General features: G+C 62.4%; 25 protein-coding genes. 16 read left to right on the top strand and 9 right to left on the bottom strand.

Translation table 11 applies throughout. The features are described 5' to 3' along the window. Nucleotides 1-42: 42 nt before the first annotated feature. A complete protein-coding gene (locus tag SR858_RS13030) occupies nucleotides 43-1,122 on the bottom strand; it encodes a tartrate dehydrogenase (RefSeq protein ID WP_026637179.1) in 1,080 nt (359 codons plus the stop codon). A 100-nt stretch (nucleotides 1,123-1,222) separates the two neighbouring features. Between SR858_RS13030 and SR858_RS13025 the strand changes: the two genes are divergently transcribed. After that, nucleotides 1,223-2,137, top strand: a complete 915-nt coding sequence (locus SR858_RS13025; RefSeq protein WP_407654710.1) for a LysR substrate-binding domain-containing protein — start codon at nucleotides 1,223-1,225, stop codon at nucleotides 2,135-2,137. Nucleotides 2,138-2,150: 13 nt separating this feature from the next. After that, the gene (locus tag SR858_RS13020) at nucleotides 2,151-2,585 is read left to right on the top strand and encodes a GNAT family N-acetyltransferase (protein ID WP_019921229.1); all 435 of its coding nucleotides are present in this window, start codon (nucleotides 2,151-2,153) and stop codon (nucleotides 2,583-2,585) included. Nucleotides 2,586-2,675: 90 nt separating this feature from the next. On the opposite strand, the gene SR858_RS13015 is transcribed toward SR858_RS13020, so the two are convergent. The 3 genes from SR858_RS13015 to ygfZ are packed head-to-tail and all read right to left on the bottom strand — an operon-like array spanning nucleotide 2,676 to nucleotide 4,730. Further along, nucleotides 2,676-3,428: an NRDE family protein gene (locus SR858_RS13015; RefSeq protein ID WP_019921228.1), complete on the bottom strand. Its 753-nt coding sequence runs from the start codon at nucleotides 3,426-3,428 to the stop codon at nucleotides 2,676-2,678. Beyond that, entirely contained in the window at nucleotides 3,419-3,706 is a 288-nt protein-coding gene (locus SR858_RS13010; protein WP_019921227.1) for a DUF4936 family protein, read from the bottom strand. Before SR858_RS13010 ends, SR858_RS13015 begins: the two co-directional genes overlap by 10 nt. Nucleotide 3,707: 1 nt before the next feature. Next, nucleotides 3,708-4,730 carry a CAF17-like 4Fe-4S cluster assembly/insertion protein YgfZ gene (gene ygfZ, locus SR858_RS13005; protein ID WP_019921226.1) on the bottom strand — a complete coding sequence of 341 codons (1,023 nt, stop codon included), beginning with the start codon at nucleotides 4,728-4,730 and terminating at the stop codon, nucleotides 3,708-3,710. A 179-nt stretch (nucleotides 4,731-4,909) separates the two neighbouring features. On the opposite strand from ygfZ, the gene mltG reads away from it, so the two are divergent. Genes mltG through SR858_RS12990 form a run of 3 tightly spaced genes read left to right on the top strand, consistent with a single transcriptional unit; the run spans nucleotide 4,910 to nucleotide 7,328 of the window. Further along, nucleotides 4,910-5,899 (top strand): endolytic transglycosylase MltG, encoded by a 990-nt coding sequence (gene mltG, locus SR858_RS13000; RefSeq protein ID WP_019921225.1) that lies wholly within the window; start codon nucleotides 4,910-4,912, stop codon nucleotides 5,897-5,899. Nucleotides 5,900-5,903: 4 nt separating this feature from the next. Then, nucleotides 5,904-6,539 (top strand): dTMP kinase, encoded by a 636-nt coding sequence (gene tmk, locus SR858_RS12995; RefSeq protein ID WP_019921224.1) that lies wholly within the window; start codon nucleotides 5,904-5,906, stop codon nucleotides 6,537-6,539. 42 nt (nucleotides 6,540-6,581) lie between these two features. After that, nucleotides 6,582-7,328 (top strand): AAA family ATPase, encoded by a 747-nt coding sequence (locus tag SR858_RS12990; RefSeq protein ID WP_019921223.1) that lies wholly within the window; start codon nucleotides 6,582-6,584, stop codon nucleotides 7,326-7,328. A gap of 290 nt (nucleotides 7,329-7,618) precedes the next feature. On the opposite strand, the gene SR858_RS12985 is transcribed toward SR858_RS12990, so the two are convergent. Together SR858_RS12985 and SR858_RS12980 are read right to left on the bottom strand one after the other, a co-directional pair. After that, nucleotides 7,619-8,023 (bottom strand): hypothetical protein, encoded by a 405-nt coding sequence (locus tag SR858_RS12985; RefSeq protein ID WP_019921222.1) that lies wholly within the window; start codon nucleotides 8,021-8,023, stop codon nucleotides 7,619-7,621. Further along, the gene (locus SR858_RS12980; RefSeq protein ID WP_019921221.1) at nucleotides 8,023-8,190 is read right to left on the bottom strand and encodes a hypothetical protein; all 168 of its coding nucleotides are present in this window, start codon (nucleotides 8,188-8,190) and stop codon (nucleotides 8,023-8,025) included. Before SR858_RS12980 ends, SR858_RS12985 begins: the two co-directional genes overlap by 1 nt. Before the next feature lie 279 nt (nucleotides 8,191-8,469). Between SR858_RS12980 and SR858_RS12975 the strand changes: the two genes are divergently transcribed. The 4 genes from SR858_RS12975 to SR858_RS12960 are packed head-to-tail and all read left to right on the top strand — an operon-like array spanning nucleotide 8,470 to nucleotide 11,382. Further along, entirely contained in the window at nucleotides 8,470-9,507 is a 1,038-nt protein-coding gene (locus SR858_RS12975) for a DNA polymerase III subunit delta' (protein WP_019921219.1), read from the top strand. A gap of 10 nt (nucleotides 9,508-9,517) precedes the next feature. Then, complete coding sequence (locus SR858_RS12970) at nucleotides 9,518-9,904, top strand: PilZ domain-containing protein (RefSeq protein WP_019921218.1); 387 nt, start codon at nucleotides 9,518-9,520, stop codon at nucleotides 9,902-9,904. A gap of 24 nt (nucleotides 9,905-9,928) precedes the next feature. Then, nucleotides 9,929-10,714, top strand: coding sequence for a TatD family hydrolase (locus tag SR858_RS12965; RefSeq protein ID WP_019921217.1), 786 nt, complete (start codon nucleotides 9,929-9,931; stop codon nucleotides 10,712-10,714). Further along, nucleotides 10,714-11,382 carry an ankyrin repeat domain-containing protein gene (locus SR858_RS12960; protein WP_019921216.1) on the top strand — a complete coding sequence of 223 codons (669 nt, stop codon included), beginning with the start codon at nucleotides 10,714-10,716 and terminating at the stop codon, nucleotides 11,380-11,382. The genes SR858_RS12965 and SR858_RS12960 overlap by 1 nt, the downstream gene beginning before the upstream one ends. Here the strand turns inward: SR858_RS12960 and SR858_RS12955 are convergent. Continuing rightward, nucleotides 11,376-12,179 carry an alpha/beta fold hydrolase gene (locus SR858_RS12955; protein WP_019921215.1) on the bottom strand — a complete coding sequence of 268 codons (804 nt, stop codon included), beginning with the start codon at nucleotides 12,177-12,179 and terminating at the stop codon, nucleotides 11,376-11,378. The genes SR858_RS12960 and SR858_RS12955 overlap by 7 nt on opposite strands. Nucleotides 12,180-12,405: 226 nt before the next feature. Here SR858_RS12955 and SR858_RS12950 point away from each other — a divergent pair, with 226 nt between their 5' ends. The 3 genes from SR858_RS12950 to SR858_RS12940 all read left to right on the top strand — a co-directional run bounded on the left by SR858_RS12950 (nucleotide 12,406) and on the right by SR858_RS12940 (nucleotide 14,051). Continuing rightward, nucleotides 12,406-13,329, top strand: a complete 924-nt coding sequence (locus SR858_RS12950) for a methyltransferase domain-containing protein (protein ID WP_019921214.1) — start codon at nucleotides 12,406-12,408, stop codon at nucleotides 13,327-13,329. Nucleotides 13,330-13,394: 65 nt separating this feature from the next. After that, nucleotides 13,395-13,643 carry a hypothetical protein gene (locus tag SR858_RS12945; protein WP_019921213.1) on the top strand — a complete coding sequence of 83 codons (249 nt, stop codon included), beginning with the start codon at nucleotides 13,395-13,397 and terminating at the stop codon, nucleotides 13,641-13,643. A 207-nt stretch (nucleotides 13,644-13,850) separates the two neighbouring features. Further along, complete coding sequence (locus SR858_RS12940; protein ID WP_019921212.1) at nucleotides 13,851-14,051, top strand: hypothetical protein; 201 nt, start codon at nucleotides 13,851-13,853, stop codon at nucleotides 14,049-14,051. 6 nt (nucleotides 14,052-14,057) lie between these two features. Here the strand turns inward: SR858_RS12940 and SR858_RS12935 are convergent, their stop codons facing one another. Then, nucleotides 14,058-15,152 (bottom strand): phospholipase A, encoded by a 1,095-nt coding sequence (locus SR858_RS12935; protein WP_040377590.1) that lies wholly within the window; start codon nucleotides 15,150-15,152, stop codon nucleotides 14,058-14,060. Nucleotides 15,153-15,353: 201 nt separating this feature from the next. Between SR858_RS12935 and fusA the strand changes: the two genes are divergently transcribed. Next, the gene (gene fusA / locus SR858_RS12930) at nucleotides 15,354-17,462 is read left to right on the top strand and encodes an elongation factor G (protein WP_019921210.1); all 2,109 of its coding nucleotides are present in this window, start codon (nucleotides 15,354-15,356) and stop codon (nucleotides 17,460-17,462) included. A 44-nt stretch (nucleotides 17,463-17,506) separates the two neighbouring features. On the opposite strand, the gene SR858_RS12925 is transcribed toward fusA, so the two are convergent. Then, nucleotides 17,507-18,001, bottom strand: a complete 495-nt coding sequence (locus SR858_RS12925) for a hypothetical protein (RefSeq protein WP_026637177.1) — start codon at nucleotides 17,999-18,001, stop codon at nucleotides 17,507-17,509. Between the two features lie 85 nt (nucleotides 18,002-18,086). Between SR858_RS12925 and SR858_RS12920 the strand changes: the two genes are divergently transcribed. Genes SR858_RS12920 through SR858_RS12910 form a run of 3 tightly spaced genes read left to right on the top strand, consistent with a single transcriptional unit; the run spans nucleotide 18,087 to nucleotide 20,810 of the window. Continuing rightward, nucleotides 18,087-19,475 carry a DUF2799 domain-containing protein gene (locus SR858_RS12920; RefSeq protein WP_019921208.1) on the top strand — a complete coding sequence of 463 codons (1,389 nt, stop codon included), beginning with the start codon at nucleotides 18,087-18,089 and terminating at the stop codon, nucleotides 19,473-19,475. Between the two features lie 55 nt (nucleotides 19,476-19,530). Beyond that, complete coding sequence (locus SR858_RS12915; RefSeq protein WP_019921207.1) at nucleotides 19,531-20,643, top strand: PepSY-associated TM helix domain-containing protein; 1,113 nt, start codon at nucleotides 19,531-19,533, stop codon at nucleotides 20,641-20,643. Next, nucleotides 20,640-20,810, top strand: coding sequence for a hypothetical protein (locus SR858_RS12910; protein WP_019921206.1), 171 nt, complete (start codon nucleotides 20,640-20,642; stop codon nucleotides 20,808-20,810). Before SR858_RS12915 ends, SR858_RS12910 begins: the two co-directional genes overlap by 4 nt. The last annotated feature ends 46 nt before the right edge of the window (nucleotides 20,811-20,856 follow it).

Below are 20,856 nucleotides of genomic sequence, written 5' to 3'. Positions count from 1 at the left end.
CGCTTTCGCGGGTACGACGCGGCAGCGACTGCCGGATGAGATCTATTCCAGCAACGCCGCAATCGCCATCCCCGCCTCGATCGTGCTGGCCGAACCGCCGAGATCAGGCGTTCTGGCGCCATCGGCAATCGTGCTTTCGATTGCTGCCAGAATCGCGTCGTGCGCGGCCCGGTAGCTGGCGTCGCCCTGGCCCAAAAAGTCCAGCATCATGGCGCCGGACCAGATCATGGCCACCGGGTTGGCGATGTTTTTGCCGTAGATATCGGGCGCCGAACCGTGCACCGGTTCGAACAGCGACGGCCAGGTGCGGTCGGGATTGAGGTTGGCCGACGGTGCGATGCCGATGGTGCCGGTGCATGCCGGCCCCAGGTCCGACAGGATATCGCCGAACAGGTTGGACGCCACCACCACGTCGAAGCGCTCGGGCGAGAGCACGAAGCGCGCGGCCAGGATGTCGATGTGGTACTGGTCGCAGCGCACGTCGGCGTAATCCTTGCCCATCAGCGCAAAGCGCTCGTCCCAGTAAGGCATGCTGATCGAGATGCCGTTCGACTTGGTGGCCGACGTCAGGTGTTTTTTGGGCCTCGACTGCGCCAGTTCGAACGCATACTTCAGCACCCGGTCCACCCCGATGCGGGTAAAGATCGACTCTTGCAGCACGAATTCACGATCGGTACCCTCGAACATCTTGCCGCCCACCGACGAATATTCACCCTCGGTATTTTCACGGACGATGTAAAAATCGATGTCGCCGGGCTGCTTGTTGGCAAGCGGGCACGGCACGCCGGGCATCAGGCGCACCGGGCGCAGGTTCACGTACTGGTCGAACTGGCGGCGGAATTTCAGCAGCGAACCCCACAGCGAAATATGATCGGGCACCAGTTCCGGCCACCCGACCGCGCCAAAGAAAATGGCGTCAAAGCCCTTCAGTTGCTCGAACCAGTCGTCCGGCATCATCTTGCCGTGCCGGACATAGTAGTCGCAGCTGGCCCATTCGAAGGTGGTCCATTCGATGCTGATGTTGAAGCGGCGCGCAGCGGCGTCCACCACGCGTATGCCCTCGGGCATGACTTCCTTGCCGATGCCGTCGCCGGCGATAACTGCGATTTTATGGGTGTGCATGGCGATCTCCTTGTGTGTGGAAAACAGCATAGCGTGATTCCAACGCGTTTAGAATGGTGTTGTTTGTAAATGCATGGATCACAGATTGTGAACAATGAGCGTGAATAAGGATATCGAGAACAGCGACCTGCGCGTGTTTGCCGCTGTGGTACGCAAGGCCAGCTTTGCCGGCGCCGCAGCCGAGCTGGGCATGTCGCCCGCCTACGTGAGCAAGCGCATTGCCGTGCTGGAAACAGCGCTGGGGGTACGCCTGTTTCACCGCAGCACGCGGCGGGTGGTGGTCAGCGCCGATGGCGAGCAGGTGTATGCACGGGCGCTGGCTATCCTGTCCAGCCTGGACAGCCTGTTCGACGAGGTGGCTGAACGGCAGGGCGTGCCGCGCGGCCAGTTGCGGGTGAGCAGCAGCTTCGGCTTCGGGCGCAACGTGGTGGCGCCTGCCATCGCGCAACTGGTGGCCGCCCACCCGGCGCTGCAAGTGCGCTTCGAGGTGCTCGACCGGCTGGTCGATATCGTTGCTGAAGGCTTCGACCTTGACATCCGGGTGGGCGAGGATATCGAGCCGAACCTGATCGCCCGCAAGCTGATGAGCAACCACCGCATCCTGTGCGCCGCTCCCGCCTACCTGGCCCGGCGCGGCACGCCGCGCGCGGTGGCAGAGTTGTCGGGCCACGATTGCCTGCCGATCAAGGAGCGCGACCTGCCGTTTGGCGTGTGGAAGCTGCGCCATGGCGCGGGCGAGGACGTGGTGGTGAAAGTGACGGGGCCGCTCTCGACCAACCACGGCGAGATTGCGCTGCAATGGGCGGTGGCTGGCGCCGGCATCGTGCTGCGTTCGCTGTGGGACGCGCAACCGCATCTCGATCGCGGCGAACTGGTGCAAATATTGCCCGGTTATACGCAGGAAGCCAATGTGTGGGCCGTGTATCCGCAGCGCCTGGCAAGCTCGGCAAAAGTGCGTGTGTGCGTGGACTTCCTCGAACAGCACCTTGCGTGCGACAATCATTGTTTTTCTTGAGCAAACCGAAGCCATGAACGAAACCGTCCACCATACGATCCGCTACGGCGACTGGGCCTCCATGTCTGCCGAAGCCAAACTGATACGCACCGAAGTCTTTGTCGAAGAGCAGGGTGTGCCTGCCGAACTGGAAATGGACAATATGGATGTACTGTGCCTGCACGCGGTGGCGTACGACGCTGCCGGCGTGCCGATCGGCACCGGCCGCCTGCTGCCCGACGGCCACATCGGCCGCATGGCCGTGCGCAAGTCGGGCCGCGGTACCGGCGTCGGTGGTGCTCTGCTGCAAGGCCTGATGGCGCAAGCCCGCGCGCGCGGCGAAAGCCTGGTCGCCCTGAGCGCCCAAACCCACGCCGCCGCCTTCTACCAGCGCCACGGCTTCGCCATCGAAGGCGAAGAATTCCTCGAGGCCGGCATCCGCCACATCAATATGAACCACAAGTTCTGACCCCACTTCGGGGTCAGTGCCGACATTCAGACACGAGCTGGGCCTTACGGCTGTTGGGCTCGTGTCCAAATGTCGGCACTGACCCCGAAGTTAATGGATGAGTTCTTCTTGCAGGGTGGCGGTGGCGTCGGCGTAAAGCTTGACGACGGTGGACGTGCGGGTGCCGTAGCCGGGGCTTTCGATCTTGACCGATGACAGCACGCGTTCCACTTCCAGCGGCACGCCGGTTTCCGGCAGGCGCTGGTCGGGGGCGGGGGTGGTGTCGGACAGCATTTCGAAGAAAGCGTCGTCCGGTGCGCCCAGGCACAGCAGGCTGGCGAACTGGGCCTTGGTTTTGAGCACTTTGGGCCAGGGCGCATCAAGCAGCGCGTTCGAGACGCCGTACACGCCGGGCTCGAGCGGCTTGCCGTTGCGCGGGTCGGTGTCGCCCCGGTTCGAGTACCAGATCAGGGTGTCGCGGTCGCCGATCACCAGGTTGAAACCATTGTATTGATCAGCCCGCTGGCGCAGGTCAGCTATGTACTCTTGCGGACTCATGCAGCCGGCCAGGTAGTCGGCCACCAGCTGGCCGCGTGACGGCGTGTCGTCGCGGTGCTCGCTGGGCGCGCGGATGTTGGTGATGGCGGCAAAACGCGCGCCGCCGTGGTGGTTGGGGCATTCGGCCGGATGGGTGATGCCCATCCAGCTGCCGCCCGCCTGCAGGTCGCGGCCCGCATACACTTGCGGATGCTCGGGCCACGGCGCGGCCGGCGCGGTGGCGCGCTGGTAGAACTCGTCGCGGTTGGCGGCAGCTACCAGCGGCACTGTCGGCAACACTTTCCAGGCAAAGACGATCAGGCACATGGCACAACATCCACGAACGCTTCGAGGTGGCGCGCGCCGACGATCCACTGCGACAGGCCGGCCCGGTCCACTGCTGCGGCCAGCGTGCCGGCGAAATTGCCGGGGGCGGCCGGATAGATTTCCATCCAGGTTTGCACGCCGTCGTCAGCTTCCGGACGGCGTTTGAGTTCGCTGGATACGGCGAACTGTTCGGCCAGTTGCGCCTGCATGGCGGCAACTGCCGAGTGCAGGGCTGCCGCGTCGGCATCCCTGACCTTGTAGTAAATATAGAGATCCATGCTAGAGGTCGAGCGGTTCCAGCACGTATGGCAGCGCCAGGAAGGTCAGCGCCGGGCCTGCGGCCGAGCCGAGGCGCACCGACGCCGCGTCGATCGCCGCCAGCTTCATTTCCACCAGTGCATCGACGCCGCCTTGCCCGTTCGGTGCGGCATTGACGATCATGCCGCAAGGCTGCTCCGGATCGGCCGTGGCAAACACTTCGGCGCCGGCCACTGCGGCCGGATCGGCAATGCTGACCAGCGTGGTACGGCGCTTGAGCTTGCCGAGGTACTGGCTGCGGGCGACGATTTCCTGGCCCGGGTAGCAGCCCTTTTTAAAGTTGACCGCGCCCAGCAATTCGAAATTCACCATCTGCGGCACGAACTGTTCTTGCGTAGCCTTGTCGATCTGCGGCACGCCCGAGTGGATTTCGGCCAGGCGCCAGGCCTGGGCGCCGCCCACGGCCAGCTTGCCAGCCAGCTCGGCGGCAATGGTATCGGCAGTGGCCGCCGACATCAGCCACTGGTACCGCGCCGCACCGAAGGCGTCGGCCACGCGCAGCAGCGTGCCCAGCGGATGCTCGATGCGGGTGAACGGTTTGGCGGGCAGGGTGTCGAACCAGTTTTGCAGCACGACTTCGGCCTTGTCGCCGCCAAAGCCCAGCACCACCTCCATGCCCGACAGTTCGGTGGCGTCGGTCAGCTTGGTCTTGGCACGCAGCACGAACATCGACAGGCGCTTTTGCACCGGCGCCTGGATTTCGCGCGGCAGTTGCAGGAAGATGGTGGTGGCGCTGCGCCACATCAGGAACGAGGCCAGCAGGCGGCCCTTGGGCGAGCAGTAGCCGGCCAGGCGCACGTCGTCGGCGCCGAGGTGTTCGACATCGTTGGTCAGTTGGCTATGCAGGAACTTCGCCGACTCCTCGCCATCGAGGGCAATGATGCCCTGGTCGGTGATCGGTGCGACAAAGCCGGCGGCAAGCGCGGCGGTGGTCAGCGGGCTCGCCGGCGCGGCGGCGGATAACAGTTCGGTCCAGGATGACATAATTTCCAATATTTAGCGACGTATGTGACGATGTAGGTGACGATTACGCATTATCATTACGGGCTCATTATAGTGATGTCCCGTCGATCGCGTCGGCAACGGTGCAAAAGCGTGCCGAACACTGGCGCATCGGCTCCGGAAGTGGCAAGCTGGTCGATTGATTCAAATATGGCGTAGAAATGGCTTTTATTAAAAAAATAATCACACTCTGCATTCTTGTCGCGCTCGCGGTCGGCGGTTACTTCATGTATTGGCAGCAAGCGCCCATCCTCACCGGCGCCGCCGAACCGATCGCTTTCACCATCGTGCCCGGCAGCGGCGCCCACGCGGTCGGCCAGCAAATCGCCGAAGCCGGCGTGCCGATCCAGCCGCTGCTGTTCAACCTGCTGGCGCGCAGCACCGGCAAGAGCAGCCGCATCAAGGCCGGCTCGTATGAACTGAAACCCGGCACCACGCCGGCGCGGCTGATCGAGCAGCTGGTGCGTGGCGAATTCGCGCAGGAGCAGTTGACCATCATCGAAGGCTGGAGCTTCCGCCAGATGCGCGCGGCAATCGACGCCCATGCGGGCCTCAAGCACGACACCATCACCCTCAGCGACACCGAGCTGATGAAAGCGATCGGCTCCGAGTACGAGCGCCCTGAGGGCCTGTTCTTCCCCGATACCTATTTGTTCGCCAAGGGTTCGAGCGAATTGCAGATCTATCGCCAGGCCCATGCGATGATGATCAAGCGCCTGGAGGCAGCCTGGGCCAAGCGCGAAGCCGGCTTGCCGTACAAAACGCCGTACGAGGCCTTGACCATGGCCTCGATCGTGGAAAAGGAGACCGGGCAAAAGTCCGAACGCAACATGATCGCTGCCGTATTCGTCAACCGCCTGCGCCTGGGCATGATGCTGCAGACCGACCCGACCGTGATCTACGGCATGGGCCTCAAGTTCGAGGGCAATATCCGCAAGCGCGATCTGGAGACCGATACGCCGTTCAATACCTACACCCGCACCGGCCTGCCGCCCACGCCAATCTCGCTGCCGGGCGTGGAATCGCTGGCCGCCGCGATGGCGCCTGCCAAGACCGCCGCCCTGTATTTCGTCGCACGCGGCAACGGCACCAGCAAATTCTCAGACAACCTCACCGACCACAACCGGGCAGTGAACCAGTACCAACGATAGAGCCATGACCGATTCCAGTATCCGCAACAACAAATTCATTACCTTCGAAGGCATCGACGGCGCCGGCAAGTCCACGCATATCGCGTTTGTCAGCAAGTACCTGCAAGACCGTGGCATCGACCTGGTGAGCTCGCGCGAACCGGGCGGCACCCAGCTCGGCGAAAAGCTGCGCGAACTGGTGCTGCACGAAACCATGCACCTGGAAACCGAAGCATTGCTGATGTTTGCCAGCCGTCGCGAACATATTGCACAGGTAATCGCACCGGCGCTGGCGCGCGGCGCCTGGGTGATTTCCGACCGGTTTACGGATGCCAGCTTTGCCTACCAGGGCGGCGGCCGCGGCATGGACCTGGCCAAGCTGGACGCGCTCGAGCAGTGGGTGCACCCGCACCTGCAGCCTGACCTGACGCTGCTGTTCGATGTGCCACTGGACGTGGCGCGTGCGCGGCTGGACGCCACCCGCACGCTCGACAAGTTCGAACAGGAAAAGACCGATTTCTTTGCCGCCACCCGCAACGAATACCTGCGCCGCGCCGCGCAGTTCCCGCAGCGCTTCCGCCTGGTCGATGCCACCCGCACCATTGCCGAGATCGAGGTGGAGATCACCGGCATCCTCGACGATCTGCTGGCGCAGCGCTAGCCGCAGATCCCGCAGCCCACGCCCACGCCCACGGAGCCAACCATGATCTCCAGCCAGTTCGTGTCGCAGGTAGGATTGCGCGTGTCCGACGTGCCGGGATTCGACCGGTATCCGTTCTCGCTGCCTGCCGTGCGCCATCTAGACGTGCTCGACCTGCATCCGAAGGTGACCTTCATCGTTGGTGAAAACGGCTCCGGTAAATCGACGCTGATGGAGGCGATCGCGGTGTCGTTCGGTTTCAACGCCGAGGGCGGCACGCGCAACTTCGGCTTTGGCACGCGCGCTTCGCATTCGGTCCTGCACCAGTACCTGCGGCTGTCGAAAGGCGTACGGCAACCGAAAGACGGCTTTTTCCTGCGCGCCGAAAGCTTTTTCAACCTGGCCACCGAAATCGAAAAGCTCGATGACGAGCCCTGGGGCGGACCACCGATCATCAATTCCTATGGCGGCAAGTCGTTGCACGAACAATCGCACGGTGAGTCGTTCTTTTCGCTGGTGATGCACCGCTTCGGCGGCGACGGCTTCTACGTGCTGGACGAGCCGGAAGCAGCGCTCTCTCCGCAGCGCCAGCTCTCGCTGCTGACCCGCATCCACGACCTGGTGAAAGACCGCTCCCAGTTCGTGATCACCACCCACTCGCCGATCCTGATGGCGTACCCGGACGCCGTGATCTACCAGTGCACCGGTACCGGCATTCGCCAGGTCACGTACGAGGAGACCGAGCACTTTCAGGTCATGCATGATTTCGTGGTCAATCCGAAGCGGATGCTGGATATTTTGCTGGATTAGGAGCGCCTTAAAAAGCCTTATTGGGCCTGTGGGCAGCATCCCACAATGAGCATGCAGAGGAAATAATATCGTGTCAATCCCGCAAAAAGGAAGTCGTCGGATTGTTATAGATTCCACGGCATATCGGTGGATGGTAAGGCCGCGTCCGACGTACTCCCAAGCATTAGCGCAACAAAATATGAGCTTTGCCGTTGAATTGGAGCACGGAGCTCGAACGACCCTGCTGGTTTGTCTGGATTCGGCACGTCCAGACAATTGGATGTGTGCTGAAGCTAGCATTGTTTCCCCCGCTATCGTTGAGAGGGCTGTACGGAGAGCCTTGGCTCTGGGCTGGTGTCCCGCCGCGCCGGGTAGTACATTTCAGCTGACAATGTCGAATGAGCAGCGATTGCCTGTACGGTTAGGTTGAATATGACAGTTGTAGAACAGGGCTTAGCGATAGGCTTGTAGCGCACCACGGCGCCAGTGACAGCATTGACGGTGACGATGCCGGTCGATTCGCTGCCGGAGAAGCCCACCTTGTGCTCGTACGTGGTGCCGACGAAATATGGCACGCCGTCATCATCGATTTCCGGCTCGAAATCGATCAGGCCCACCGTGGCCCGGCCCGACAGGTAGGCGTGGCGCTCGACGTGGTCACCGAAATAGGCTGACAGCAGGTAGCGCAGCCCGAGCGGCTTGCCATTGAGTTCCATCACCAGTTGCACGTCCGCCGATCGTGCGCGTGGACGGTCAGGTAGCCGGGCGTGCCGCCGTCGGCAAACCATTTGAAGAAACCGCTATGCTCGAAAAGGGCCACCCACACCAGCTTGTCGCGCACCAGTTGTTTGACCGGCCGGCCCCACCCGCACTTGCGACCCAAGCGAGGCGATGTCGGACAGTCGCTTCTGCATCGCCTGCAAAGCCCTGCCCTCCGACACCAGCGGCGCCTGGTCGATATCGATCGGCGGCAGGGCGTCGTGGAAACTGGCCGTAAGGCGCTGGGCGGTGGATGCCGGAATCGATGCATAGAACACCATTTTGCCCATGAGAAAGTAAGAAAGAGAAAGTAAGCAAACGGCGCCCGGTGGCGTACAATCGCTCACCCGCGCGGAGTATCTTTACTTTGCTTATGCGCATGATTTAAAACACAATACCAAGAATGAGCGATTCCATTTATCCCTGGCAGCAAGAATCCTGGCAACAATTGCAGCAGTTGCGCCAGCGCCTGCCGCACGCGATCCTGTTCCATGGCGCGGCCGGCATCGGCAAGGCCGACTTTATCGAGCGCTTCGCCCAGGGGCTGCTGTGCGAGGCCGTGCGCGCCGACGGTCATGCCTGTGGCCAGTGCGCGTCATGCGGCTGGTTCGCCCAGCACAATCACCCCGATTACCGCCGCGTGCGGCCTGAAGCGCTCGAAGACGAGCCGCCCGAGGGCGAGGAAGGGGAGGGCGATGGCGGCAAAAAGGCGGCCAAGTCCACCAAGACGCCATCGAAAGAAATCAAGATCGAGCAGATCCGCAACCTGGCCGATTTCATGAATGTTTCCACCCACCGCGCCGGCCTGCGCGTGGTGGTGCTGTATCCGGCCGAGGCGCTGAATATGCCGGCGTCCAACGCCTTGCTGAAAACCCTGGAGGAACCGCCAGCGGGCACCGTGTTCCTGCTGGCATCCAACAGTCTCGATCGCCTGCTGCCCACCATCCTGTCGCGCTGCCGCAAATTTGCCATGCCGATGCCGTCGCACGACCAGGCGCTGGCCTGGCTCAAGCAGCAAAACGTCGCGGACGCCGACAGCTGGCTGCGCGAGCAGGGCGGGGCGCCGCTGGCGGCCTTGGCCCAGGCCGAATCAGGCAACCGCGACGACCTGGAAACCCTGCTGCAACTGCTGGCCCGCCCCAGCGTGGAAGGCGCCCTGAAAGTGGCCGACAAGCTGCAAAAAGTGCCGCTCACGGCGCAGGTGTCATGGTTGCAGCGGTGGCTGTATGATGTGTGTGCGCTCAAGCTGGCGGGCAACGTGCGTTACTATCCACGCTATCAGCGCGAATTGGGCAGCCTGGCCGATAAAATTCACATCAGCCGGCTGCTGGCGGTGATCAAGGGCGTCAACGACCGCCGCGCCACGTCGGACCACCCGCTGTCGCCGAAGCTGTTTTTGGAGGATATGTTGCTCGACTATACCGCCGCCTGCAGCCACTGAGAGATCGACCATGCCCGCTGACAGCCACTTCGATTCCACCGCCGCCCCGGGCTTGCCCGGCCGGCCGACGGTGCTGTCGCTGGCGATCCGCGAGAAGGCGGCGCTGTATGCCGCGTACATGCCGTTCCTCAAGCACGGCGGCCTGTTCCTCGCCACCAAGCAGCCGTACAAGCTCGGCGACGAGCTGTTCCTGGCGCTGACCCTGATGGACGAGCCCGAAAAATACCAGGTAGCGGGCCGGGTGGCCTGGATCACGCCGGCGGGTGCCCACCACGACAAGGCGCAGGGCGTGGGCATCCACTTCCCGGATGACGAAGGCGGCCAGAAGCTGCGCCAGCGCATCGAGGATATCCTGGGGCCGGCGCTGCGCTCGGCCCGCGCCACGCACACCTTGTAACGCTGCTCGCGGTACAATCGCACCATGTATATCGATTCCCACTGCCACATCAATTTCCCCGAGCTGGCTGCTCGCATGCCCGAGATCCTGGCCAAGATGGCCGACAACGGCGTCACCCACGCCTTGTGCGTGTCGGTGGACCTGCCGGACTTTCCGCAGGTGCTGGCGCTGGCCCACCAGTATCCGCACATCTATGCGTCGGTGGGCGTGCATCCGGACTACGAGGACACGCCCGAACCCACCGTCGAACAACTGGTCGCGCTGGCCGACGATCCGAAGATCATTGCCATCGGCGAGACCGGCCTCGACTATTACCGCCTGGAAGGCGACCTGGAATGGCAGCGCGAGCGCTTTCGCACCCACATCCGGGCGTCGCGCATTACCCGCAAGCCGCTGATCATCCACACCCGCAGCGCCAGTGAAGACACCATCCGCATCCTGCGCGAGGAAGGCGCCGCACCGGAGGCCGGCGGCGTCGCCGGCGTGATGCACTGCTTTACCGAATCGCTGGAAGTGGCGCGCGCCGCCATCGAACTGGGCTTTTATATCTCGTTCTCGGGCATCGTCACATTTAAAAGCGCCAAGGAGTTGCAGGCCGTGGCTTTGGAGGTGCCGCTCGAACGCATGCTGATCGAGACCGATTCGCCGTACCTGGCGCCGGTGCCGTTCCGCGGCCGCACCAACGAGCCGGGCTATGTCGCCCACGTGGGCGAGTACATCGCCAGGCTCAAAGGTATCCCGGTGGAAGAGGTTGCAGCGCAGACGTCGGCCAATTTCTTCAAACTGTTCAACGTCAAAGAGGCCGCCTGATGAAACGCCGTCACTGGCTGTTGGCCAGCGTTGCCTTGATGTTGTCCGGACCGGCGCTGGCAGCAGCATTGCCGCCTGGCGAGGTGGACCTGTTCCGCGCGGTGGAGCAGGACCGCGCCAACAGCGTGAAAAAGTCGCTGGCGGCCGGCGTCAATCCCAATGCACGCGACCTGGGCGGCGAAACGGCGCTGATCGTTGCCATCCGCAACGACGCCAACGCCGCCGCCACGGTCTTGATGGACCAGAAGGGCATCGACCTCGAAGCGAAAGCGCCGAACGGCAACACGGCCCTGATGATGGCTGCGTACCGCAAGAACCAGCCACTGGTGATCGACCTGCTACGGCGCGGCGCCAAGGTCAACCAGTCCGGCTGGACCGCCTTGCACTACGCGGCGGCGGGCGGCAGCGCCGAGATCACCAACTTGCTGCTCGACCACAAGGCGCAGATCGATGCCGAGTCGCCTTCAGGCATGACGCCGCTGATGATGGCCGCACGCGAAGGGCAGGAAGACGCGGTCAAGGTGCTGCTCGTACGCGGGGCCAATGCGACCCTCAAGGATGGCGGCTTTCACCTGACGGCTTCGGACTTCGCGCGCAAGGCCGACAAGCCGTGGATCGCCAAGGCCATCGACGCCCACCTGGCGGCCAAGGGCATCAAACCTCAATAGCCGATGTCGTCGAGGAAGGCGTCGATATAGTTCGAGCTGTCCTCGGGGGCGCTCAAATGCGGGCAATGGCCCACGTTGCTGATCACCTTTACGGTCGAGAGCGGCAGGTGGTCGCGCAGGTAGTCGCCCACCTCGCGCGGCGCCACCAGATCGTCGCTGCATTGCAGGACCAGTGACGGAATGGTCGACTTGACCAGGTCCGCACGGTGGTCGGCGGTAAACGTCACGCGGGCGAAATGGCGGGCGATCTCGGGATCGTTATGCTCGAGGCGCGTGAGCAGTTCGCGCGTGAGCTGCGGCTGGTTTGGCGCGCCCATGATGGCTGGCGCCATGTGCCGGACCCAGGCCAAATAATTGTCGTCGATCAGCTTGAGCAGTTGTTGGATGTCTTCCGCATTGAAACCCCCGACGTAATCGCCATCGTTGATGTAGCAGGGTGACGGCCCCACCATCACCTGCGCGGCGAAACGCTCGGGGCGCTGTATCGAGGCCAGCAGGCCGATCATGGCGCTCACCGAGTGCCCGACAAAAATCACCTTGCCTTTCGCATAGAGTTCGATAATCTCAAGCATGTCTTCGGCATGGCCGTACAGGTCGGCGTATTTATTGCGGTCGTAGGCGGACAGGTCGGAGCCACCGTGGCCGGTCAGGTCCAGCAGGATGATCTTGTAGCGCCGGCTGTATGCCGGGTGGATGAAACGCCACATGGTCTGGTCGCAACCATAGCCATGGACGAACATGATCGTGTGTTCCCCATCGCCGTGACAATGGACGTTGTTGCGTTGCTGCACCGACATGACTATCTCCTTGAAAGCAACACCCAGTATACGGTGAAAGTGCCGACAATAGTGACTAAAAGGTAATTTAGCTGGAATCATACCGATAGATCGAGAATTGGCGGGTAATTCCTGTCCATCTCGTAACATCATGCCGAAGCGAAATTCTTGATAATGAGCCTATCCGCATTGCATCCAGGGACAGTGCGATTCATAGTTTGTTAATAGAAGGAAATCGAGGACATCCATGCTGAACGAACGCGAGATCGAAAGCTGCTATCTGGGGCAATTCATTCCAGTCCACTACCATCACAATATGTTGATGGACCAAAACCGCATGCACGGGTTCAAATCGGCGATCGATTACGCGGTCCGGCCCGGCGCCAAGGTCCTCGAGCTCGGTGGCGGCACCGGCGTGCTGTCGTGGTTTGCGGCAGCCAAGGCTGCCAAAGTGTATTGCGTGGAATTCAACCCGGACATGGTGCGCGAGGCGCGCAAGATGCTGGCGCTCAATCCCAATGGCGAAAAAGTGGAAGTCATTCACGCCGACGCCTTCGAATACCTGCCGCCGGAACCGGTGGACGTGGTGATCTGCGAAATGATCCACGTGGCCATGCTGCGCGAAAAACAGGTGGAAGTGATCGAATCGTTCAAGCGCCGCTACCTGGAACGCTTTGGCGGCCCGCTGCCGGTGTTCCTGCCCGAAGCGGTAATCATGGCAGTGCAGCCGCTGCAGCAGGAATACGATTTCGAAGGCTTTTATGCGCCGATCGTGCAGTTCCAGGAAACCCAGGTGGTGTACCCGGGCACCGTGGAAATGGCCCATCCGGCCGTGTACAGTATCATCGACTTCAGCCAGCCCAACCAGCTGACCTATACGTGGCAGGGCAAGTTCGTAGTCGAGCGCACCGGCGAGATCAATGCCATGCGTTTCGTGACCAAGAATGTGCTGGCCGTGGTGCAGGACCGCGCCACCACCATCGACTGGCTCAACCACTACATGACCTTGCCGTTGGCGCTGCCGGTCAAGGCCCGCGCGGGCGATGTGCTGGAAGTGAGCTTCCAGTACCGCGCCGGCGGTTCGATTCCGTCGCTGCAGGCGTCGCTCAAGGCCGAGCTGGTTTTTGAGGCGGCCACGCAATCCGTGGCACACGCGCCGGCTTTCGCCTAAGTTGCTGCTGTGGACTGGACGGGAACAGCGTATACTTCCGCTTTTATATTTTTAAGTTGAAGAAGATGGAACAGATCGACCAGCGCTACCTCGTCCAGCAAAACAAGATTGCCGACGGCGACACCAAGCCCCCGGTGTTTGCCAAGGTGATGCGCAGCAAGGAAGGCGCCTTCGAGGGCGTCTCGTTCATCAAGTCGAAGGACAAGGCGTCGGTGCTGACCATCGACCAGGCCAACGAGGCGATTGCGTGGTCGGCCAGGAAAAAGCCGAATGCGCACGAGTACGTAACCAAGATCATCTGCGTCGGCCAATAACAGGTCCACAACCAACAGGTCCACAAACAATAGGTCCACGACCCGGTCCATCACCCCGGTCCACCACCCCGGTCCGCCACGCCGTTCATCCTGCCTTTTCCCCGCCTGATCCCCGCCTGGCTGCAACCGGTCGCACCATCGTTGCAGCAAAAACTCCCGGTCACTACAGTATCAGCATCGACACCATTGTGATCCGGGAGTTTTTATATGTTCAGTTTTTTATTATGGCTGTTCCTGCTGCTGGTGTGCTGGCCGCTGGCGCTGCTGGCGCTGGTGCTCTATCCGCTGTGCTGGCTGCTGACGTTGCCGTTTCGCCTGATCGGCATCGGCGTCGAGGGCGTGTTCGAGCTGCTGCGCGCCGTGGTCATGCTGCCGGCGCGCATCCTCGGTGGCGGCGCGCGCCGTTGAGACGACTTAGAAATCCACTTTCACGCCGACGCCGATCGACTTCTGTGCATAGTTGTAGTCGATCAGGCTCTGGCCATAGCCGCTGAAGCCCTGCACATACCCTTTCAGGTTGGCCGCCACCGGGAACGCCCAGCCCACTTGCAGCGCGCCGTGGTTGGTGTGCAGGTTGCGGCGCGCCAGCATCGAGATTTCGTGGCCATCCCATCGGTAGCTGGCAGTGACGTCACCGTGGCCGAGGTAGTCGGTAATGTCGATGTTGTCGTTGTCCGAGCGTGAATTGTCGAGGCGCTTCCACAGGCGGAAGTTGACCGCGAAGTTACCCTTTTCGGCGCCGATCTGGGCGTAAATCCGGTTCCAGCTGCGCGACAGCGTCGAGGTCTGGCCGTTGGACTGGTGCACCATGCCCAGGGTCAGGAAGCGCACATCGACGCCACCGAGGTTGAGCGCCAGCGGCGTGGTCACCATCAGCTCGGGCTGGTAATTGGTTTCGCGGAACGGGCTCGATTCCGACCGGTTGTACGCCTGCCAGAAGCTTTCCTGGGTGTAGCCGAACCACAGATCGACCGGGTAGCCGAACGCCTGCTCGAGCATCTTCATCTTGAAGCTGAGCTGGTACATCAGTTCCACGTGCTGCGCTTCGAGGCCGTCGGGCGAAAATTCCTTGAAAGGCTGGTCGTTATTGCCGCTGCTGTAATTGGCCAGCAGCAGGTAGCTGTCGCGGTGCGGACGGAAATTGAACACGCCGCGCTTGGCCGACCGGTCCAGCTCCCACGACTGCACCATGCGCGAGACCTTGTCTTCGGCAGGGATGGTGGTCAGCTCGGCCACTTTCGGCGGCAAGACGGCTTCCGGTGGGGGCGGCGGGGCGTCGGGCTGGGTACGGGCAGGAGCATCCGCCGCCGCCACTTTTTCCGCCTCGGTGGCCGGGCCGCCGGTGGCCGGCGCGGCGGCTACCTGGCCGCCCGGCGTCTTGCGTGCCAGGCCGTCGTAGCAGGCCAGCCGCGCGCTGGCGTCGCCCAGCACCGAGCAACGTTCGATGCGCAATTCAAGTTCGGGTGTGTCGGTGGCGGCTACCTGGGCCAAAGCGAGGACGGGGGCCATGCCAAAGGATAGGAAAAGGGCGGTTTTCGGTCGGACAGTCATGCAGATATTCCCGGTGAGATGTAAGCTTGCAGTTTAGTCCAGAGACTATATTAATTGCTGTTCGGTACGTCGCACATTTGGAAACAACTTTACTGCTTGAAATATTCTGTGTGCGCCGCACCTGAGACTACCCAAACCAGTTGTGTACGAGGAGCTGTGATGACCCGCAAAACCCCTATCGAGCGCTATCGCAATATCGGCATCAGCGCCCACATCGACGCCGGCAAAACCACCACCACCGAGCGTATCCTGTTTTATACCGGCGTCAATCACAAAATCGGCGAGGTACACAACGGCGCGGCCACCATGGACTGGATGGAGCAGGAGCAGGAACGCGGCATCACCATCACTTCCGCCGCCACCACGGCGTTCTGGAAAGGCATGGCCGGCAACTTTGCCGAGCACCGCATCAACATCATCGATACCCCGGGCCATGTCGACTTCACTATCGAAGTGGAGCGCTCGATGCGCGTGCTCGATGGCGCCGTCATGGTCTATGACGCGGTGGGCGGCGTGCAGCCGCAATCGGAAACCGTGTGGCGCCAGGCCAACAAGTACAAGGTACCGCGCATCGCCTTCGTCAACAAGATGGACCGCGTCGGCGCCGATTTTTTGCGCGTGCGCGAACAGATCGCCAACCGCCTGAAGGGCGCGCCGGTGCCGATCCAGCTGCCACTGGGCGCCGAGGACAATTTTCACGGCGTGATCGACCTGGTAAAAATGCGCGCGATTAACTGGGACGACGAGAGCCTGGGCGTGAAGTTCACGTACGAGGACATCCCGGCCGACTTGCAGGCGCAAGCGCAGGAATGGCGCGACAAGCTGGTGGAAGCGGCGGCCGAGGCCACGCCCGAGCTGCTCGACAAATACCTTGAAGGCGAGCCGCTGACCGAAGACGAGATCAAGACCGGCCTGCGCCTGCGCACCATCCGCAACGAAATCGTGCCGATGCTCGCTGGCAGCGCGTTTAAGAACCGCGGCGTGCAGGCCATGCTCGATGCGGTGATCGAATATCTGCCGTCGCCGGTGGACGTGCCCGCCATTGCAGGCACCGACGAGCAGGACCGGCCGATCGAGCGCCATCCGGCCGACAGCGATCCGTTCTCGGCGCTGGCGTTCAAGATCATGACCGATCCGTTCGTGGGCCAACTGACGTTCTTCCGCGTGTATTCGGGCGTGGTCAATTCGGGCGATACCGTCTATAACCCGACCAAGTCGCAAAAAGAGCGGCTGGGCCGCATCCTGCAAATGCACGCCAACGAGCGCAAGGAGATCAAGGAAGTGTATGCCGGCGATATCGCGGCGGCCGTCGGTCTGAAAGGCGTCACCACCGGTGACACCCTCAGTTCCCCCGACCACGTGATCGTGCTGGAAAAAATGATCTTCCCGGAGCCGGTGATTTCGCAGGCGGTGGAGCCGAAGACCAAGGCCGACCAGGAAAAGATGGGGATTGCCTTGAATCGCCTGGCGCAGGAGGATCCGTCGTTCCGCGTGCATTCGGACGAAGAGTCGGGCCAGACCATCATGTCCGGCATGGGCGAGCTGCACCTGGAAATCCTGGTCGATCGCATGCGCCGCGAATTCGGCGTGGAAGCGACGGTCGGCAAGCCGCAGGTGGCGTATCGCGAGACGATCCAGAAAGCCGTCACGGATGTCGAGGGCAAGTTCGTCAAGCAGTCGGGCGGACGCGGCCAGTACGGCCACGTGGTGCTGGCGCTCGAACCGCTCGAACCCGGTAAAGGCTTCCAGTTCGTCGATGCGATCAAGGGCGGCGTGGTGCCGCGCGAGTTCATTCCGGCGGTCGATAAAGGCGTGCAGGAAACCTTGCGCAGCGGCGTGCTGGCCGGCTACCCGGTGGTCGATGTCAAGGTAACGCTCACCTTCGGCTCGTACCACGACGTCGATTCGAACGAAAACGCGTTCCGCATGGCCGGTTCGATGGCGTTCAAGGAAGGCATGCGCCGGGCCGACCCGGTGCTGCTCGAACCGATGATGCAGGTCGAGGTGGAAACGCCGGAAGAGTTCATGGGCAACGCCATGGGCGACCTGACGTCGCGGCGCGGCATGGTGCAGGGCATGGATGAAATTGCCGGTGGTGGTGGCAAGATCATCCGCGCGCTGGTGCCGCTGGCGGAAATGTTCGGCTACTCGACCACCTTGCGTTCGCTGTCGCAAGGCCGCGCCACCTACACGATGGAGTTCAAGCACTACGCGGCGGTGCCCAAGCACATCCTCGACCAGATCGCCGTGTCGAAGTCCCGCAACTGAGTAACTGCTTAACTAAGCGATCCCCGCGCAAGCGGGGATTTTTTTTACTCGAATACTTTCAACTTCAACTGTATCGACAACGCCCCATACAGCCGATCCTTGTACTTCGGCACCACCGCCACGTTCACGCCCACGCTCTTGTACTCGAAGCTGGCTGTCGGTATCGCGGCCGGGAACCAGCCGCCGTCGCGCATTTTCGGGTAGCCGTTGAACCCGCCGACTACCGCGCCCAGTCGCACCGGCCCGATGCTGAACGGCTGGTAATACACGCCCACGTAATTCGAATATTGCCGGTCGCTGTTATAGAAGCGTCCCACCGTTGCCGATGCCACGGTCGAGAAACGATATTCCGCACCGAGTCCCGGATTGCTGTTGTTGAGCCCCTTGTCGCGATCGAAATGGTAAGAATAAAAGCCGGCATTGAGCCACACCTGCTTGAGCGGCGCGGACTCGATGACCTCGAAGGTATCGGCCACGGCCGCGCCGTGCAGCCCGGCCAGCGCCAGAACGCCGAAAAGAAAACGCAATCGATAGCTCATGTAAGGTTCCATGCGGTGAAAGATTGGCAATTATAGCGATTCCAGGCCCTATAATTGCGCAGCTGAAACTTTAAATCTGAATGCCATGACGCTCTCCACCCGTGTACTCCCCCTGATTCTTGCCGTGCTGCTGGCCGGCTGTTCCGCCGCGATCAAGCAGCGCATCGCCGCCTGCAAGGTCGGCGACTGGCAGCATTTCGGCAAGACCGACGGCGCGGAAGGGGCGCCGCCCAATTTTGCCGAGCGCAAGGATTTTTGCGATGACCACGTCGATGGCGGCAAGTCCGCCACCACCGACGCCGCCGCCCGCTACACCACCGGTTGGCAGCAGGGCAACGCCGAGCTGTGGTCGGGGCTGGGCGCGGCCGATGGCATGCGCGGCGCGCCGCAACAGTTTGCCGCGCGCGCTGCCGCCGAGGACATGCGTAAGCGCAAGACCCCGCCCAACCAGGGCGCTTATGAAGCCGGCTGGCTCAAGGGTAATTCCCTGTACTGGGAAGGGATCGGCAAGCGCGACGGCGTGGCCGGCCAGCCGTTGACCGCGAGGGACGCGGGCCGCAGCCAGGCCGCGCAAGCGGGGATCCGCTTCGACGATGCCGCCTACAGCAACGGCTGGCAGGTGGGCAACCGCCAGTTCTGGCAGGACGCCGGCACCAATGATGCCAGCAACGGCGTGCCTGACAGCGAACTGCAGAAGCGTGCATCGAACGCCCGCAGCCTTGGCGTGCAAGTGCAGGAAGACGTGTACCGCGCCGCCTGGAACGGCGAGATCATCAATTACTGGCGCAACCTCGGCGCGCGCGATGCGGTGACCGGTTCCGAATTCGGCGTGCGCGGCCGCGAAGCGCGGCAAAAGGGCCTGAAGATTTTCGAAGCCGAGTACCGGCAGGCGTGGGAAAAGCGCCTGATGGAATACTGGGAGCAGGCGGGCAGGGAAGACGGCTACGGCAAACCGTTCCTGCTGGAAGAACGCATTGCCAATGCCCGCCGCGACGGCGTGTTCGCCATTCCCGACACCCGCTCCATCTACACCCGCGCCTGGGAAGCGGAGAACGCCCGCTACTGCGTGCCGGAAAACGCCTTCGAGCACGGCCGCGCCAATCGCAGCATGGCGATCGAAGTCTGCGGCCCGCCGCTGCGCGACAAGCTCAAACACGCGTACTTCAGCGGCCAGGACTTCGCCAGCGCCGAAGTGCGGCAACACCAGGCAGTCGAAGACGCGCGCCAGCTCGAAGCGCGGATCTACGACGGCCGCAAGCGCCTCGACCGCCTGGACCGCGACATCCGCAACAACCAGCCGACCAAGGAGAAACCGGCCACCGACGAATCGGACAAGCAGAACCGCCGCCGCGAACAGGAGCGGCGCGAACTGGTGGACCACCTGCGCCGCCTGGAACGCCAGCTCGACGACGCCCGCTTGTGGCTCGACCAGAACGACCTGCACATGCAACGCCTGCGCCGCAATATCTATTAAACAGTAACGATTTGCATTATCATTTGCGATTCTCTTGCGTGAATGTTATTTAACGATGAAAACCATTAATGTCCGGCGCTGGGCCTGGGTCCACAAGTGGAGCAGCCTGGTGTGTACGGTGTTCATGCTGCTGCTGTGTATCACCGGGCTGCCGCTGATCTACCACCACGAGATCGACCACCTGCTCGGCAACGCCATCGAGGCGCCGGTCATGCCGGCGGCGACGCCCAAGGCCAGCCTCGATGATGTGATCGCCGCCGGCAAGGCCTTGTATCCGAACAAGGTCATGATGTATATGTCGCAGGAGGCCGACGAGCGCGAGATCTGGTACCTGACCATGGGCGATACACCGACGTCGGAACAGTTCAAGTCGATCGCGGTCGATGCCCGCACCGCCACGGTATTGGGCGAGCCCAGCTTCGAGGGTACGTTTCTCGGCGTGATGTTTCACCTGCACGTGGACCTGTACGCGGGCCTGTGGGGCAAGCTGTTTCTCGGTTTCATGGGGCTGCTGCTGATCGTGGCCATCATCTCGGGCGTGGTGCTGTACGCGCCGTTCATGCGCAAGCTGCATTTCGGCGAGGTGCGGCGCACCCGTGGCCCGCGCGTCAAATGGCTGGACCTGCACAATATGCTGGGCATTGTCACGCTCACCTGGCTGTTCGTGGTGGGCGCCACCGGCATGATCAATACCTGGGCCGACCTGCTGGTGAAGTACTACCAGTACACCGAGGTGGCCGCCATGATTGCGCCCTACCAGGGCATGCCCACGCCAAGCAAGCTGGGCTCGATGGAAACGGCGATGGCCAACGCCACCGCTGCCGAACCGGCAATGCAGGTCGGCTTCGTGGCGTTCCCCGGCACCGCGTTCTCCAGTCCGCACCATTACGGCATCTTCATGCATGGCGACCAGCCGCTGACGTCGCGCCTGTATAAGCCAGTGCTGGTCGATGCGCAAACCAGCGAGATCACCGACCGCCGCGAACTGCCGTGGTACCTGACCGCCTTGCTGGTCTCGCAGCCGCTGCACTTCGGCGATTACGGCGGCGGCTGGCTGCAGTTCCTGTGGGCGATGCTCGATATCGCCGCCATCATTGTGCTCGGCAGCGGGATTTACCTGTGGCTCAAGCGCGGCGTCCAGACCATCAGCCCGGGAGAACCGTCATGACCGACCATTTCAGACGCCTGTGGGGCGGCCCGCTGGTGATGGCCGTGCTGACCGTGATCGGCCTGCTGTCGGCGCTGCTGGGCGACGGCTTCTGGGACTACCTGTCCGCCGTCGCGCTGGGCATACCGGTACTGGCTTGCGCCTGGTTCGGCTGGCGCCGGCGTTAGCGACTGCCGGGCATGCGCCGGGTTCTGCTGGCGCCGACGTCAGCCG

It is taken from the genome of Duganella zoogloeoides (assembly GCF_034479515.1).
Taxonomy (GTDB): Bacteria; Pseudomonadota; Gammaproteobacteria; order Burkholderiales; family Burkholderiaceae_D; genus Rugamonas; species Rugamonas zoogloeoides.
This window is presented reverse-complemented; position numbering and strand designations above follow the sequence as displayed.

Bases quoted from the DNA above. Each gene is read 5' to 3' on its own strand.
- tmk (WP_019921224.1), top strand. From the start codon at position 5,904: ATGACCGATTCCAGTATCCGCAACAACAAATTCATTACCTTCGAAGGC.
- SR858_RS12965 (WP_019921217.1), top strand. From the start codon at position 9,929: ATGTATATCGATTCCCACTGCCACATCAATTTCCCCGAGCTGGCTGCT.
- SR858_RS13020 (WP_019921229.1), top strand. From the start codon at position 2,151: ATGAACGAAACCGTCCACCATACGATCCGCTACGGCGACTGGGCCTCC.
- SR858_RS13010 (WP_019921227.1), bottom strand. From the start codon at position 3,706: ATGGATCTCTATATTTACTACAAGGTCAGGGATGCCGACGCGGCAGCC.
- SR858_RS12920 (WP_019921208.1), top strand. From the start codon at position 18,087: ATGACGCTCTCCACCCGTGTACTCCCCCTGATTCTTGCCGTGCTGCTG.
- SR858_RS12945 (WP_019921213.1), top strand. From the start codon at position 13,395: ATGGAACAGATCGACCAGCGCTACCTCGTCCAGCAAAACAAGATTGCC.
- SR858_RS12915 (WP_019921207.1), top strand. From the start codon at position 19,531: ATGAAAACCATTAATGTCCGGCGCTGGGCCTGGGTCCACAAGTGGAGC.
- fusA (WP_019921210.1), top strand. From the start codon at position 15,354: ATGACCCGCAAAACCCCTATCGAGCGCTATCGCAATATCGGCATCAGC.
- SR858_RS13015 (WP_019921228.1), bottom strand. From the start codon at position 3,428: ATGTGCCTGATCGTCTTTGCCTGGAAAGTGTTGCCGACAGTGCCGCTG.
- SR858_RS12955 (WP_019921215.1), bottom strand. From the start codon at position 12,179: ATGTCGGTGCAGCAACGCAACAACGTCCATTGTCACGGCGATGGGGAA.
- SR858_RS12925 (WP_026637177.1), bottom strand. From the start codon at position 18,001: ATGAGCTATCGATTGCGTTTTCTTTTCGGCGTTCTGGCGCTGGCCGGG.
- SR858_RS12975 (WP_019921219.1), top strand. From the start codon at position 8,470: ATGAGCGATTCCATTTATCCCTGGCAGCAAGAATCCTGGCAACAATTG.
- SR858_RS12985 (WP_019921222.1), bottom strand. From the start codon at position 8,023: ATGGAACTCAATGGCAAGCCGCTCGGGCTGCGCTACCTGCTGTCAGCC.
- ygfZ (WP_019921226.1), bottom strand. From the start codon at position 4,730: ATGTCATCCTGGACCGAACTGTTATCCGCCGCCGCGCCGGCGAGCCCG.
- SR858_RS12940 (WP_019921212.1), top strand. From the start codon at position 13,851: ATGTTCAGTTTTTTATTATGGCTGTTCCTGCTGCTGGTGTGCTGGCCG.
- SR858_RS13030 (WP_026637179.1), bottom strand. From the start codon at position 1,122: ATGCACACCCATAAAATCGCAGTTATCGCCGGCGACGGCATCGGCAAG.
- SR858_RS12950 (WP_019921214.1), top strand. From the start codon at position 12,406: ATGCTGAACGAACGCGAGATCGAAAGCTGCTATCTGGGGCAATTCATT.
- SR858_RS12960 (WP_019921216.1), top strand. From the start codon at position 10,714: ATGAAACGCCGTCACTGGCTGTTGGCCAGCGTTGCCTTGATGTTGTCC.
- SR858_RS12910 (WP_019921206.1), top strand. From the start codon at position 20,640: ATGACCGACCATTTCAGACGCCTGTGGGGCGGCCCGCTGGTGATGGCC.
- mltG (WP_019921225.1), top strand. From the start codon at position 4,910: ATGGCTTTTATTAAAAAAATAATCACACTCTGCATTCTTGTCGCGCTC.
- SR858_RS12935 (WP_040377590.1), bottom strand. From the start codon at position 15,152: ATGGCCCCCGTCCTCGCTTTGGCCCAGGTAGCCGCCACCGACACACCC.
- SR858_RS12990 (WP_019921223.1), top strand. From the start codon at position 6,582: ATGATCTCCAGCCAGTTCGTGTCGCAGGTAGGATTGCGCGTGTCCGAC.
- SR858_RS12970 (WP_019921218.1), top strand. From the start codon at position 9,518: ATGCCCGCTGACAGCCACTTCGATTCCACCGCCGCCCCGGGCTTGCCC.